The organism is Kibdelosporangium phytohabitans, assembly GCF_001302585.1.
Classification (GTDB): domain Bacteria; phylum Actinomycetota; class Actinomycetes; order Mycobacteriales; family Pseudonocardiaceae; genus Kibdelosporangium; species Kibdelosporangium phytohabitans.
The window spans coordinates 5,594,114-5,608,184 of the sequence record NZ_CP012752.1 but is presented as its reverse complement, the minus strand read 5'-3'; the positions used below and the strand labels follow the sequence as shown (position 1 = coordinate 5,608,184).

Sequence of the window (14,071 nt, the reverse complement as noted above, 5' to 3'; positions counted from 1 at the left end):
ATCGGACACGATAGTGTTGATGTGGCGGGAATTTGCCACCGAACCGCGGCCAGTACCAGATCCGCCCACGGAATGGGGCGGTAGATTCTGGTCATGCACAACAAACTCCGGCCGTTGCGTTGGGAAGCCGATGTGGTGATCGTCGGCGGCGCGGTCGGCGGCGCCAGCACTGCGCACGCGCTCGCCACGGTGGGAGTGTCGTCGATCGTGCTGGAACGTGCGGCGGACTTCCCGGAACTCAACCGCGGTGACATCCTCCAGCCGCTGTCGTTGAGCCTGCTCGACAACTGGGGCGTGCTGCGCCACATCAAGGCGATGGGCGGTTACGACCTGGTCGCGTCCGGGTTCTACCACCGCGTCCACGGTTTCCTCGGCGAGTGGGGTTTCGAGGATCTCGCCATGGCCCACCCGCACCAGACTGTGTTGCGGCACACGAACTTGCACCGCGCCCTGTATGCGGCTTTCGCCGATCACGGTGAGCTTGTGTCGGTTCATCGTGGCGCGCAGGTGTCGTCGCCCCTGTTCGACGACAGCGGTGAGGTGATGCGCGGCGTCACCGGCACGATCGGTGGTGAGCCGTTCGAGGCCACCGGCGAGGTCGTCGTGGCCGCTGACGGCCCGTCATCGCGGTTGCGCCGGTCAGCGGGCATTCAGTTCGAGCAGCGCCATACCTACGATTTCGAATACATGATGCCCACATGTCCTCGCCCGGACGCCCCGGAGCTCGAGCACCGCACCATGCGCTACGTCGGCGCGGACGGGCTCACGATGCTCATCCCGCTCGACGGAGGCACCGAGGTACGGGTGCCTCTCCAGATCCCGATTGCCGAGAACTCCCACTGGCGTTCACTGCAGCCGCGGGAGCTGTGGCGGCGGATGGTGGAGCGTGCCCCGGTGCTGGAGAGCGCCTCCGGCGAGATCGAGAGTGGCCTGCACACCTACCGCGTCCATCTCAGCCACGCGGAGCGCTACGTCAAGGGAAACCTGTGCCTGGTCGGCGATGCCGCGCACGTCGTCCCACCCACGTTGGGACAAGGGATGAACATGGCCATGCTCGACGCGGACGTGCTGGCCGCGGTCATCCGGCGGAGTCTCGACGGCGGCGACATCGCGACCGGACTGGAACTCTACGACCGAGTGCGCCGCCCGGCGAACGAGATCGTCCTGGCCTCGTCGCACGAACAAACCCTGGCGCAGTCCGCGACCGGTCCCGCGGTGGACGAGCACGTACTGCGGGACTTCGCGTGGCTGGCTGATCCCGCGCGCCGCCGGGAAGTCGCCGAGCGCGTCGCGGGTCTGCACAACAAGACCGCCGGGCAACTCGGGATACTCGACGCCCCGGGAGGTGTTCGGCAGTGACCGGTGCCGACGCCCGCGGCGCGCGGGTCGCGGCCCGGATCGACCGGCTACCGGTGTCCACGCTGGCCGTGCGGGCACGGCTGGTGATCGGCGCGGTCACGTTCTTCGACGGCTTCGACCAGCTCCTGATCGCCTACGCGTTGCCCGCGTTGCGTGCTCAGTACCATTTGGACACAGCCGCGACCACGTTCACCATCACCGTCGGGTCGGTGGGCATGTTGATCGGCGCGTTGCTCTCGGGCAGGCTGGCCGACCGGTTCGGGCGGGTGCCGGTCGTCATGTGTTGCTTGTTGCTGTATTCCTTGAGCAGCTTGTTCGCCGCACTCGCGCCGAGCGTCGAATGGTTGCAGGCAGCCCGTTTCATGCAGGGCATCGGGATCGGCGGTGAGGTGCTCGTCGCGGCCACCTACATCAGCGAGATCATCGGCCCGAAAACGCGTGGCCGGTTCGTCCTGCTGTACGAACTGGCGTTCGTCGCCGGGCTCGCGGTGGCGTCACTGGTCTCGGCATGGGTGGTACCGGCGTTCGGCTGGCGGGTCCTGTTCGCAGTGGGCGCGTCGCCTGTGTTGCTCGCGATCGCGTTGCGAGCGGTTCCCGAATCACCGCGGTGGCTGGCCGCGCGTGGCCGCTACGACGAGGCCGAAACGGTGGTGGGCCGCTTCGAGACCGCGGCACGCGAGCAGTTCGGCACTCTCCCCGGCCTCGCAGCATCACCGCCGCCGCCTGCCGCGGAGCGCGCGAGCGTGCTGGACCTGTTCCGTGGCAGGTATTTGCGGCGCACGGTCGTGGTGTCGGTGCTGTGGTTCGTGTCGTTCCTGGTGAACTACGGCTTGTCCTCGTGGCTTCCGACGATCTACACCAGCGTGTTCCACCTCGACGTGGGCACTTCGCTCACCTACAGCATGGTCACTGTCGTCGCGGGACTGGTGGGCAGCATCGTGATCGCCACAACGGTCGACCAGTTCGGCCGACGGACCGGGCTCATCGCGGGACTGCTCGGCGGCGCCGTGATCCTCGGAGTGGCCGCGCTGTCCGCGCCTGCCACGGGCCTGGGCGTGATGTTGTTCGTGTCGTCGGCCGCGGTCTTCGTGTTCGCCGTGAACCTGGCCCTGAACCTGTACGGCCCCGAGTTGTATCCCACGCGGACACGCGCGGCGGGTGCGAGCATCGGTGGCGTGTTCGCGAGGCTCGGCGTGATCGTCGGACCGATCATCACCGGGCTCGCGGTCGGCGCGAACGGCGGCGTCGCCCCGGTCTTCGGCGTGCTCGCCGTCGCGTGTGCCATCGGTTGCGTCGCTATGGCGATGTTCGGCGTGGAAACCGCGCGACGGCCGCTGGAAACCCTGTCACCCTGACACTTCCGCGTCCGTGGTCGTGCCCGCGGCCAGGAAGGCGCGGATGACCAGCCCGGCGGCGGCCGTGACGAGCGGGGTGCCACCCGACCCCGGCCGGACGATGCGGTCCGGCGGCACGGCCTCGACGCGTTCGCGTACGTCGTCCAGCCACCGCTCCGACGGCGCGCCGCTGCCACCGAGGATCACCAGATGCGGCTGCATCAAGTCGTACAGCGTGTCGGCCACCCGCGCGACTTGGGTACTGCGCCGTTCGAACAGCCGGACCGCGGCAGCGTCCTCGTCCTGGTCGGCCAGACGGATCAGGTCGCCCAGCGAGGTCACCGCCAGCCTGGCTCCCCGGGCCGCGGCGAGCAAAGCCGTGTCCGTGCCGCACTCACCGAGGCTCATCAGGCCGTCTCCGGTCAGGGTGGGCACGACAATGCGCTCGACGCTGCCCTGGATGACACTGTCCGGGTTCATCGCCGCGGCCTGGTTGACGAATCCCATTTCGGCGATGTTCCCGATGAACAAGTACAACACGCTGCTCATGCCGGCCCCGGCGCCAAAGGCCGTCTCGGCGCCGAGATGGGCCCGTACGTTGTTGTCCACGACGACGTCGAGGCCGGTCTGCGCGTGCAATGGATCGGCCACGTCGATGTCGCCCCAGCCGAGTGCGTCGTTGCGCACGATCCGTCCACGGGCGCGGTCGACCTCGCCACCGGTGACCACACCGACACCCAGCACCGGACCGGGAGCCGAGGCGACCAAGTCGTCGGTCAACTCGGCCGCCCGGCGCAACGTGGCCGCCGCGTCGGCCGGGTCACGGTCCTCGGCACACACCGCGACGCACTGGCCGGCCAGGTCCGTCAGGCCGACGGTGGTGCGTTGCAGGCCAAGGTGAACCCCTGCGGCGTACCGGCTCGCCGGGTTGATCGCGACCGGCACCCGTGGGCGACCGCCCCCGCTGATCTGCTGGGTCGTCTCCCGCACGATGCCCTCCCGCAGCAGCGGCTCGATGATCCGGCTGACGCTGCCGTGGTTGAGCGACAGGTCGGCGGCGATGTCGCCCCGCGCCAGCGGACCGCGCTGGAGCAGCAACTGCAGCACGGCGGCTGTGTTGGCCTGCCGTGCTTGACGCGGCCGGGTACCGCTGAGGTGGGAACGACGTTGTTCGGTCACGCTCTCGTGGGACTTCCGGACTCGACGGTGCTGGTCTCTTCCAGTTCGACGCCGGTGGTGGCCAGCCACGGCGACACGGCCACGATCAGCGCGCTCACCAAGAAGGCACAGGCGTACCACGCGACAACCTTGATGCCGTGCTCGTTCAGCAGCGTGGGAACGAGGAACACGTTGAGCGCGATCGCCAGCCGGGTCGCGCTCTGCGCGATACCGGAGCCGAGCCCGCGCAGCGCGGTCGGAAACGCCTCGGTGCTCCACACCCACGACAGCACCCCGGGGCCGAACCAGGTCAGCGTGGCGTACCACGCCCAGCACACGACCAGGCCGATACCGGCGCGCTCGCCGGTCAGCGCGACACCCACACCGGCGGCGAAGACCCCGACGCAGGTCCACACACCGAGCCAGCGGCGGTTGATCCGGTCGATCACCAGTGCGCCGAGCGCGACCGCGATCAGCCCCATCACGAAGGCCAGCAACGAGAAGTACAACGTGTTCGAGGCGCCGACACCGGTGATGTCGATGATCAGCGGCCCCGCGACGGTGGCCACCGCTCCCCCGAACGCCTGCAACGCGAAGAACGCCGTCACTGTGACCAGACGCTTCCACGCCCCGCCTGACAGCAGCGCCCGGTAGTCGCGTTTCTCGACGTACTGCTGCTTGGGCGGCTCCAGTCCGAGGGCTTGGTAAACCCGCAGCGCCTCGTCCTCACGGCCCTGGGCGCGCAGCCACCGCGGTGACTCGGGCAGGAACTGCCGGGCGACCAGCACCGCGGCGGCGGGAACAGCGGCGACACCGAACAACCAGCGCCAGGTGTCGTTGCCGAACACCGGCGCGAGCGCCAGCGCGAGCAGCACGGATGTGATCGCGCCACCCAGCCACATCAGGTTCGGCAGGCTACCCGCGACACGGCCGCGCCTGGCCGTGGGCGCGACCTCGGTGAGGAACGCGTGTGAGGTGGGAATGTCCATCCCGACCGCGACGCCGAGCACGAACCTGGCGGCCACCAGTTGCCACACGTCCTGGACGAACGCCGCGGCGATCGAGGCCACCACGAAGAACACCAGGTTGATCATGAAGATCACCCGGCGGCCGAACCGGTCGGACAGGTCGCCGAAGACCAGCAGGCCGAGCGCGGCACCCACGAACGACGCCGCCGTGACCAGTCCGACCTGCGTTGCCGTGAGGTGGAACGAGGGCTTGATGAAAAGCATCGCGGCACCGATCACCAGCAGGTCGTAGCCGTCGATGAACTCGCCGAACGCGACCAGCCGAGTGGTCCAGTTGCGGACGAACCGCGCTCGCCGCGGCGAAATGGCAGGGTGATCCTGCCCGAGTGCTGTGGGCATGGCTGTGCTCCAGTCACCACCGTGCGGAACCGGGAGAGACCTCGTCGAGGTTTTGTGCGACTCACACCAAAGTAGCGCGGAGCGCGCGAAGTGCGCTCCGCGCTGTGTCACGATGGCGGATGTTGGCCATACCGGGGCACGGCCAGGATCGCCTCGGCACGCAGGACCACCGGGCGATCGACCATCTCGCCGTCCAGCACCGCGACAGATCCGTCACCGGCGGCCTGGAGGACCGTTCGCGCCCACTCGATCTCTTCGCCGGTCGGGGCGAAGTGGTCGTCGGCGATCGCGACTTGCCGGTGAAACCGAGTTCGCCCGCGTGACGCAGGTCGTCCGCCAGCGCGGCCGGCTCGTCGATCGCGGTAATCACGCCGTCGATGGGCGGAGCGCATCCGGCGGACGCGGCGGCGAGGACGAGCGCGGATCGCGCGTGGAGCAAAGCGTTGCGTGACCGGTGGTTGGCGCCGAGCTGAGTCGCGAGGTCGACGCTGCCGAAGGCGGGCCGCACGACGGACGCGACCGCGCACACCTGCGCCGCTCTCGCGATTCCCGTCGCGGACTCGATCAACGGGATCACCGGCGTCTCCCCAGGCAAGGCCGCGAGAGCCCCTGGATCCTCCGCCTTGGGCAGCATCGGCGCGCGAGCACGTGCCGCCACAGCATCGACGTCCTCCCCGTACCACGGGCTGCCGATGGGGTTGACCCGCACAACGACCTCATGCCCGTCCTGGAGCCAGGCGCGGACATTCTCCCGGGCCGCCACCTTGTCGGCCCGGGCGACCGCGTCCTCCAGGTCGATGACCACGACGTCCGCCCCGGCTGCCATCGCCCGTGCGAACCGATCGGGCCGGTGGCCGGGAACGAAGGCGAACGTGCGGGCACTGGCGAGAGTCGTCAACCGAGTCTCCGCAGCGTTCCGGTCGCGGTCTGGCGTCCGTGGACGTCCCGGACGCCGGTGACGACCTCCTGCTGGTCGGACGTCGAGCTGACCACCATGCCCCGATGGTCGAACAACGGTGAGATCAGCCGGTAGGTGAAGGACACGTTTGCGGGAAAGCCATCCGCACGGGCCTTCTCCGCCATCGCGATCGCCTGCAACGGGCCATGCGTCAGCAGTCCGGGGTATCCCTCGACATCCCTGGCGTAATCGCGGTCGTAGTGGATGCGGTGGGCGTTGTACGTGAGCGCGGAGAACCGGAACAGCAGGACCGGTGAGAGGTCGACGGCCCATTCGTGCGGTGCGGCGGGTATCGTCGCCGCCGGTTCGGCGCCTGCGGGTTGTCCAGGCGTGACCGGCCGGTAGACGAGATCCTGTTCCTCGTCCAGGATCACCTGTCCGCGCTGTTCGACCTGGTGTCCGACCACCACGAACGTCAGCGGCCCGGAGCGTCCGTGTTTCTGCTCGACCGAGAGGACTTTCGTGCGCCGCGTCGCGTAGTCACCGCAACACAAGTCCGCGTACAGGTGGACTCGGCCACCAGCCCACATGCGACGGTGACCCGCCGGCACGGGCAGGGTGTCGCGGGCCGGGTGCCCGTCAGGGCCTAGGCCGGCCTGGGCTGGGCGGTCCAGGAGATAGACCCAATGCCACAACAAGGGCAACGCGGCGCCGTTGTCCACATCGGGCACAGGGACGTCGAGCAGTGCGCCCAGGGCTTGTGCTGGACCGGGAACGAGGAATTCCCGCCGTTCAACGGTCTCAGTCATGCTCGTGAATCTTGTGCTCGGCGCGCAGGGTCGCGTTGTGCGCGCCCAGCGCCGGGACTGGACCCACGAGCGGTTCCCTGCCCGCCACCTCGACCGGCGGGAGCAGGGCACGCATCGATCCGCCCGGGGTCTGCACGGATCGCCACCGGTCTCGCGCGTGGAGTCGGGGATGCTGGGTGAACTCGTCCGGGGTGCGCACTGCGGCGCTGGCGATTCCGGCCCTGTCGAGCAGTCCGACGGCCTCCGCAGCGGGCAGGCCGGTGAACACCGGCTCGATCACGGCGGTGAGTTCGGCTTCGTGCGCCACCCGGTCCACATTGGTCCGGAAGCGCGTGTCTTCCACCAGGTCGGGCCTGGCGAGCACGGTACGACAGAGGGTGGACCACTCGCGGTTGTTCCGCACGGCGGGGAACACGGTTCCGTTGCCTGTCCGATCAGGACCGTAGGGCGAGATGGAGAGGTGCCGTACACCGCTTCGCCGCATTACTTTCCATCCATAGTGGGAAAGCAGGCTGGCTGGCTCATCCACTCCCCCAGTGCGTCGAGCATGGTGACGCTCAGACTGGCACCGTGGCCGGTGCGTTCGCGTCGTACAACGCCGTCAGAACGCCGCTGTAGGCGTACATACCGGTCGCGATGTCAGCGATGGAGATCCCGGCTTTGGCCGGTGATTCCGGCGTTCCCGTGGCCATGACCACCCCGGCTTCGCACTGCACGAGCAGGTCGTAGGCCTTCTTGTCACGATACGGTCCGGTGCTGCCGCAACCCGATATCGAGCAGTGGATCAGCTCGGGGCGGGCAGCGCGGACGGTGGAGGCGTCGAGCCCGGGGCGGTCGGCCGCGCCCGGCGCGAGGTTCTGCACGAAGACGTCGGTTCGACCTTGATGACACGCGCACCGAGATCGGCGAGCTGCCGTGTGGCGAACGGGGCAGCAACGGCTTGTTCGAGTGCGACGACGGTGACGCCGTCAAGCGGTGGGGACATGCCAGGCCCTTCAGATCCGGTGGCGCTTGATCAGTTGCTGGGCGATGACCACGCGCTGGATCTCGTTGGTCCCCTCACCGACGATCATCAGCGGTGCGTCGCGGAAGTACCGTTCGACGTCGAACTCGGTCGAATAGCCGTAGCCGCCGTGGACGCGCACCGCGTTGAGCGCGACCTCCATCGCGGTCTCCGACGCGAACAGCTTCGCCATCCCGGCCTCCAGGTCGGCGCGCTCACCCGAGTCGTACCGGCGGGCCGCGTGGTACACGAGCTGCCGGGCGGCTTCCAGTTTCGTCGCCATGTCCGCCAGGTGGTTGCCGATCGACTGGTGCTGCCAGATCGGCCGCCCGAAGCTCTCCCGCTGCTGGGCGTAGCGCAGGGAGTCCTCCAGCGCCGCGCGGCCGACGCCGAGTGCGCGGCTGGCGACCTGGATGCGGCCGATCTCCAGTCCCCGCATCATCTGCGCGAACCCGCGGCCCGGCGTGCCGCCGAGCACCGCGTCGAGAGGAGCCACCAGGTCGTCGAACGCGAGCTCGCAGGTCTCGACGCCCTTGTATCCCAGCTTCGGCAGGTCCCGCAGCACGTGGAACCCCGGCCCCTTTTCCAGCAACAGGATGCTGATGCCCTTGTGCGCGGGAGTGGCGGTGGGATCGGTCTTGCACAGCAACGCGATCAGCTGCGACCGGCGCGCGTTGGTGATCCAGGTCTTCGATCCGTTCACCACGTAGTGGGCGCCCTCGCGGCGCGCCACCGTGCGCATCGCCTGCAAGTCGGAACCGCCGCCGGGCTCGGTCAGCGCCATGGTCGCCCGGATCTCCCCCGTGGCCATCCTCGGCAGGTAGGTGTCCTTCTGCTCCGGCGTGCCGAACTCGCCGAGCAGCTTCGCGACGACGGTGTGCCCGCCCATCGCGCCGGCCAGGCTCATCCACCCCCGTGCGAGTTCCTCGGTCACCGCGGCGTAGCACTGGGCGGAGACGTGCGCATCACCCCACGGCTCCGGGATCCCGAGCCCGAAGACGCCCATCTGCTTCATCTGCTCGATGAGGTCCTCGGGATGGGTGTCGGTTCGCTCCAGCTCCCGCGCGACGGGCCTGACCTCGCGGTCGACGAACTCGCCCGTGAGCGCGACGATCGCGTTCTCCTCCGCTGTGAGCATGTGTTCTCCGATCACTCTCGACGACCACACTCATCATCATTCATGATGGTCGTGAATGGAAAATAAGGATTCGTGATGGCACCATGCACGGCTGGAATACCTCCCGAGCCAGGACGCCCCGGAGGATCGGATGGACTTGAAGCAGTTGAGGGCGCTGGTGACGGTCGTCGAAGCGGGCAGCGTGACACGCGCCGCGCGGTTGCTGCGCCTCGTCCAGCCCGCGGTGACCCGGCAGATCAGGGCGCTCGAGGAAGAACTCGGTGTCGTGTTGTTCGAACGCACACGCACCGGCATGCAGCCCACAGACGCCGGTGAAGCGCTCGCCGAGCGCGCCCGCCGCGCCCTGGCCGAACTCGATCGCGCACGCGCCGAGCTCACTCCGCCCGCCGGCGAGGTGACCGGCATCGTCACGGTCGGGCTCCTGGAGAGCACCGTCGATCTTCTCGCCGAACCACTCGTGGCCGAGCTCACGCGCGACCACCCCGGTGTCGAACTGCGCCTGCAGACCGGCTACTCCGGGCATCTGCAGCGCTGGCTCGACGACGGTGACCTCGACCTGAGCCTGCTGTACAACCTCAGGAGCTCACCCTCGCTCAACGTGACGCCACTCCTGCGCGAACGGCTGTGGGTCGCGGCGCCGCCGGGCGCGGCACTGCACGCCGACCGACCGGTCCCGTTCGCCGGCCTCACCGCACGCAGGCTCATCCTGCCCACCGACGGCCACGGCCTGCGTACCCTCATCAACGGCGGAGCTCACCAGGCGGGCGTCAGCCTGAACAGCGCTATCAGCACCAATTCGATGGCCATGCAGAAAAGGCTCGCGCGCGCAGGCCACGGCTGGACCATTCTGCCGTCGGTCGGACTCGCCGAGGAGGTCGCCGCCGGGCTGCTGTGTGCCGCTCCGCTGTGCGAGCCCGAGGTGCTGTGGACCGTCGTGCTCGCGACGTCACGAACGGGACGGGTGCCGCGTGCCGTCGCGACCGTCGCACGAGTACTGACACGGCTGATCCGCATGACTGTCGCCCAGAGCCGTTGGCCCTTGGTCGAGGTAGAGCCTGCCCTCAGCGCCAGATGAAGCGTCCAGTCGCTGCTGGATGCGCACGACTTCGTCGCCACGCTGCTGGGCCTGATACAGATCGAGGGCCTGCCGCCACGTCGCCCGCGCCACATCGTGGTGGTGCGTATGGCCCATGCGTTCGAGGGTGTCGGCTTCGTGGTAGTCGTGCCTGAGGTCGCGGAGCAGGTCCAGTGCCTGTCGGTAGTAGTCGAGAGCTTGGGCTTCGTGACCGGTGTCGTGGGCGATGTAGCCGAGAGTGTCCAGTGTGGTCGCTTCCAGTTCGCGGTCACGATGGCTGCGGGCTACCGCCAGAGCGGTTTCGCATTGGGCACGCCCCTGGTGGCAGCGTCCCAGCCGGGCCTGGTGCCAGCCCACCTGCGTGTGCGCCCATGCCGCCCACACCGGCATGTCGAGCTCCAGGAACAGGTGCAGAGCCGGTGTGGCGTGGTCCAACGCACGCCGGTCGTCACCCCGCATTTCCCAGACGCCGCCAAGGAGGTGATGGGCGGGTGCCTGGCCGGGGACGTCGCCGGTCTGTTCACTGACTGTCAGAGCGTGTTGGAGGTGTTGCAGGGCTTCGGAATACAGTCCCAACCCAGCACAGGCATTGCCGAGGCGGCGACGGGCCAGGGTCTGCGCGGTCGTGTCGCTCAAGCGGTCCGCGGCGACGACGCCTGCCCGCCACACCGCGACGGCGTGGTGGTAGTCGCCCCGTCTTCGGAAGAACGTGTCCATCGTCCAGGCCAGGTGCCAGACCGGGTCGTGCCAGCCGTGTTCGGCAGCCATTTCCTGTACCGCAAGGATGTTCGGCAACTCGGCCCTCAGCCACTCCATCGCGGCCGTCTCGTCCTCGAACTCGTGCGGGACGCAGCCCGTGGCGGGGATTGCGATCCGGATCGGTTCGCGGTGCGGATCCAGCAGCCGTTCGGCGGTGAACGCGGTGTGCACGTAGAAGTCGACCAGCCGCCGCGACGCGGCTGGTCGGCTGTCGGGGTGGGCGCGTTCAGCCGCGTACAACCGGACGAGGTCATGCATCCGGTAGCGGCCTGGGGAGTGCTGGTCGACCAGATGCGCCTGTTCCAGTTCGCGCAGACAAGCCCGGGCGTGGGCGACGGGCAGCGCGGTGAGGCTCGCGATGGCACGCAAACCGATGTCCGTGCCCGGATGCAGTCCGAGAGCACCGAACACAGCGGTTGTCTCGGCGGACAAAGCTCTGTAGGACCACGAGAACACGGCACGGAGGCTCACCAGATCGTCGCCGGCATCCAGGACGTCCAGCAGACCGCTCTGATCGCGCAGTTCATCGATCAGCACGGACAACGAGATCCGGATTCAGACTCGCGCGGGCGGCCAGGATGCTGATCGCCAGCGGCAGACCCGCACAGCAGGCCAGCAGTTCGGTCGCCGCGGCGGGTTCGGCGGCCAGCCGATCTTCGCCAAGGTGCCGAACCAACAGCCGACGTGCCTCCGGGTCGGTCAACCGGCCCAGGTTCAGGCAACGCGCGCCATGCGCGGCGATCAGACCACCGAGGTGCTGGCGACTGGTGATCAGCGCGACACACGTCGGACTCCCCGGCAGCAAAGGGACCACCTGGGCGCTGTCGGCCACGTTGTCCAGCAACACCAGCATCCGTTTGCCCGCGGTCAGGCTGCGATACAACCCGGCCTGCGTGTCCACGTCGTACGGGACGGCGGCGGAAGCAACGCCGAGCGCATCGAGGAAGCCGCGAAGTGCCGTCGCGGCAGACATCGGTTGCCCGGAGGGATCGTAGCCACGCAGGCTGGCATACAGCTGGCCGTCGGGAAACCGGTCGAGATGCTGGTACGCCCACTGCAACGCCAACCAGGTCTTGCCTATCCCGCCGACTCCGCCGATCGCCGAGATCACCACGGCGTCCGGGCTCTTTTCCCGTCCCAGCACGGCTTCGAGGTCGGCCAGTTCGCGGGTTCTGCCTGTGAACAGGCGCGGCCGGGCCGGTAGCTGGCGGGGTACGGGCATCGCGGCGGTCCGCGGCCCGCGTCGCACGGGAGCAGGAGCCGTGAGCGCTGGATCAGTCGCCAGGATCTGTTCGTGCAGGCGTTGCAACGGCGGGCTGGGGTCGGTGCCGAGTTCGTCGGCCAACCGGCTGCGGACCCGGCGGTAGTGCTCCAGTGCGTCGGCCGGGCGGCCACTGCGGTACAGAGCGACCATCAGCTGGCCTGCCAAGCGTTCGTCCAGCGGGTTCCTGGCCACCCACGCGAGCAGGTCGGGCAGCAGCGCGGCGTGCTGGCCGAGGCGAAACCGGACGTCGACCAGATCCAGCCGGACCGCGTGCCTGTGCTGGATCAGCGTGGTGCGAACGGATTCCAGCCAGGCAGTGGTCAGCCCGGCGAACGGTTCCCCGCACCACAACCTCAACGCCTCCTCGATCAGCGCGGCGGCCCGGCTGTCGTCGTCGGCGGCCCGACCTTCCTTGATCAGCTGGCGAAACCGGTGCAGATCGACCATCTCCGGCTCGACGGTGAGCTGGTAGCCGGTCGACTTGCGGACGACCGCCGCACCCGTGGCGGGGGTCAAAGCGTTGCGGAGCAGAGTCATGCTGTGCTGGACGGCGGCACGCGGATTGCGGGGAAGGCGGCGTTCACCCCAGATCCGGTCGACCAGTTGATCGACCGACACCACGTGATTGGCCTCGATTAGCAGCACCGCCAGCACAGATCGCGGCTGCGCGTACCCGATCGCGATCGGCCGGCCGTCGACCTGCGCCTCGACATGCCCAAGCAGACGGAATCGCACCGTCATCCGGTTCTTCCTCCCTGGCCCGGGAAGATGCATACCGGGTCTGACCGGCTCGCTCAAGCTTCGCGCGCTTTCGGGCCAAGCAGGTGCGGGCCTGTCGGCGTAGGGCGGACGAACGGCCGGGAGACGTTGGTGTGCCTGGGAAAGGGACGGGTGACCGGTGGTCGGCACGGCGCGGGTGGATACCGTGCGCGGTGGGTGTCCGCGCCGTGCCGGTCCCCTCACCCCGGTCAGCAGGAAGGTGACGTCACGTGCCCGGATCGGTTGCCTGAACCACCGGTTGTTGTTGCTCCGCAGCCGCTCACCCGCTCAGTGTCGCCACGGGCGCGTGAGCGTTTCTTTGGCGTCGCGTGAGTGCGCTGGTCAACGCCCATAGCCCCGCTGCCGCGCACCAGGCAAACCCGTCATAACGGCACTGATCAGGCCGTTCACGCGCTACCAAGGAGTAAGGCACGCGCCACCCGGCACCCTGATCGCGATCTGCCAGTCCGGCGCCATCCGTTCGGCGATGTCCCGCGCCGGAAACGCCCGAACAGAAGGAGATCGAATGAGAACGCGAGCCGTGCTGACCGCGGTGGCCGCCGTTGTCGGCGTGTTGTTCCCGCTACCGGCATCAGCGGCCGTGCCGCCTGGCCGAGCGCCCGGTGCGGTGGGCGGGTCAGCGGACGGCAAGACCGGCCCGCTCCGGTTCCAGCAGGCGACCGGCGTCGATGGCGTGCAGTCCGTCATCAACTGCGAGGTGCTCGCCAGCCCGATCAGGAAGAGCGCCGCCACGGCGTCCGGTGTCGGCTACGTCCAGTGCCTCACCGACCAGGGCGAGCAAGCCCCGATGACCTACATCGATCTGCGGATCTTGCTGTTCCGGCGGTCGGAAACCGGGCTGGCCGGTGAGTACCAGGAGGTCGGCTCGGGCCGCGGCCTGATCACCGGCGCGGCGGACGCGCCGTGCCGCACGGACGACCACTTCACCTTCGCCGACTCCTACCTCGTCCCGCCGCCGGGCTACGAACCCCCGCACGCCCTGATCTCCGACACAAGCCCCTTCGTCCGCATCACCTGCTGACCGGGTTCTGCTCGCCCGACGAGGCAGGGTGAGCTCCGGCCGGAGCGACGCAGTGACCGGCGGCGGCGATCAGACCGCCGCCGGTCACTTCAGTACGACAGCCGTC

General features: G+C 68.8%; 10 protein-coding genes and 2 pseudogenes. 4 read left to right on the top strand and 8 right to left on the bottom strand.

What is annotated here, in order from left to right:
* The first annotated feature begins 93 nt into the window (after positions 1-93).
* Positions 94-1,359 (top strand): FAD-dependent oxidoreductase, encoded by a 1,266-nt coding sequence (locus AOZ06_RS25485; RefSeq protein ID WP_054291705.1) that lies wholly within the window; start codon positions 94-96, stop codon positions 1,357-1,359.
* Positions 1,356-2,714 carry an MFS transporter gene (locus AOZ06_RS25480; RefSeq protein WP_054291704.1) on the top strand — a complete coding sequence of 453 codons (1,359 nt, stop codon included), beginning with the start codon at positions 1,356-1,358 and terminating at the stop codon, positions 2,712-2,714. The genes AOZ06_RS25485 and AOZ06_RS25480 overlap by 4 nt, the downstream gene beginning before the upstream one ends.
* Here the strand turns inward: AOZ06_RS25480 and AOZ06_RS25475 are convergent.
* The 6 genes and pseudogenes from AOZ06_RS25475 to AOZ06_RS25450 form a co-directional block, all read right to left on the bottom strand.
* Positions 2,706-3,872 carry an ROK family transcriptional regulator gene (locus AOZ06_RS25475; RefSeq protein ID WP_236952404.1) on the bottom strand — a complete coding sequence of 389 codons (1,167 nt, stop codon included), beginning with the start codon at positions 3,870-3,872 and terminating at the stop codon, positions 2,706-2,708. The two genes, AOZ06_RS25480 and AOZ06_RS25475, sit on opposite strands and share 9 nt — an antisense overlap.
* On the bottom strand, positions 3,869-5,218 hold the full coding sequence (locus tag AOZ06_RS25470) for an MFS transporter (RefSeq protein WP_063810108.1): 1,350 nt from the start codon (positions 5,216-5,218) through the stop codon (positions 3,869-3,871). Before AOZ06_RS25470 ends, AOZ06_RS25475 begins: the two co-directional genes overlap by 4 nt.
* 61 nt (positions 5,219-5,279) lie before the next feature.
* Complete coding sequence (locus AOZ06_RS25465) at positions 5,280-6,116, bottom strand: HpcH/HpaI aldolase/citrate lyase family protein (protein WP_335338422.1); 837 nt, start codon at positions 6,114-6,116, stop codon at positions 5,280-5,282.
* Positions 6,113-6,925 carry an HTD2 family dehydratase gene (locus AOZ06_RS25460; RefSeq protein WP_054291703.1) on the bottom strand — a complete coding sequence of 271 codons (813 nt, stop codon included), beginning with the start codon at positions 6,923-6,925 and terminating at the stop codon, positions 6,113-6,115. The genes AOZ06_RS25465 and AOZ06_RS25460 overlap by 4 nt, the downstream gene beginning before the upstream one ends.
* Positions 6,918-7,910: pseudogene (locus AOZ06_RS62170) on the bottom strand (CaiB/BaiF CoA transferase family protein). Before AOZ06_RS62170 ends, AOZ06_RS25460 begins: the two are co-directional and overlap by 8 nt.
* A 10-nt stretch (positions 7,911-7,920) precedes the next feature.
* On the bottom strand, positions 7,921-9,066 hold the full coding sequence (locus AOZ06_RS25450; protein ID WP_054291702.1) for an acyl-CoA dehydrogenase family protein: 1,146 nt from the start codon (positions 9,064-9,066) through the stop codon (positions 7,921-7,923).
* 130 nt (positions 9,067-9,196) lie between these two features.
* Between AOZ06_RS25450 and AOZ06_RS25445 the strand changes: the two genes are divergently transcribed.
* Positions 9,197-10,141, top strand: coding sequence for a LysR family transcriptional regulator (locus tag AOZ06_RS25445; protein ID WP_054291701.1), 945 nt, complete (start codon positions 9,197-9,199; stop codon positions 10,139-10,141).
* Positions 10,142-10,360: 219 nt separating this feature from the next.
* Here AOZ06_RS25445 and AOZ06_RS61715 read toward each other — a convergent pair.
* A pseudogene (locus AOZ06_RS61715) lies at positions 10,361-10,858 on the bottom strand (tetratricopeptide repeat protein); the annotation flags it as partial.
* A 565-nt stretch (positions 10,859-11,423) separates the two neighbouring features.
* Positions 11,424-12,905, bottom strand: coding sequence for an AfsR/SARP family transcriptional regulator (locus AOZ06_RS60210; protein WP_063810107.1), 1,482 nt, complete (start codon positions 12,903-12,905; stop codon positions 11,424-11,426).
* Positions 12,906-13,449: 544 nt separating this feature from the next.
* Here AOZ06_RS60210 and AOZ06_RS25435 point away from each other — a divergent pair.
* On the top strand, positions 13,450-13,965 hold the full coding sequence (locus AOZ06_RS25435) for a hypothetical protein (RefSeq protein WP_157233237.1): 516 nt from the start codon (positions 13,450-13,452) through the stop codon (positions 13,963-13,965).
* The last annotated feature ends 106 nt before the right edge of the window (positions 13,966-14,071 follow it).

Coding starts and splice junctions, on each gene's coding strand:
- AOZ06_RS25485 (WP_054291705.1), top strand. CDS start 94: ATGCACAACAAACTCCGGCCGTTGCGTTGGGAAGCCGATGTGGTGATC.
- AOZ06_RS25470 (WP_063810108.1), bottom strand. CDS start 5,218: ATGCCCACAGCACTCGGGCAGGATCACCCTGCCATTTCGCCGCGGCGA.
- AOZ06_RS25460 (WP_054291703.1), bottom strand. CDS start 6,925: ATGACTGAGACCGTTGAACGGCGGGAATTCCTCGTTCCCGGTCCAGCA.
- AOZ06_RS25450 (WP_054291702.1), bottom strand. CDS start 9,066: ATGCTCACAGCGGAGGAGAACGCGATCGTCGCGCTCACGGGCGAGTTC.
- AOZ06_RS25445 (WP_054291701.1), top strand. CDS start 9,197: ATGGACTTGAAGCAGTTGAGGGCGCTGGTGACGGTCGTCGAAGCGGGC.
- AOZ06_RS60210 (WP_063810107.1), bottom strand. CDS start 12,905: ATGACGGTGCGATTCCGTCTGCTTGGGCATGTCGAGGCGCAGGTCGAC.
- AOZ06_RS25435 (WP_157233237.1), top strand. CDS start 13,450: ATGAGAACGCGAGCCGTGCTGACCGCGGTGGCCGCCGTTGTCGGCGTG.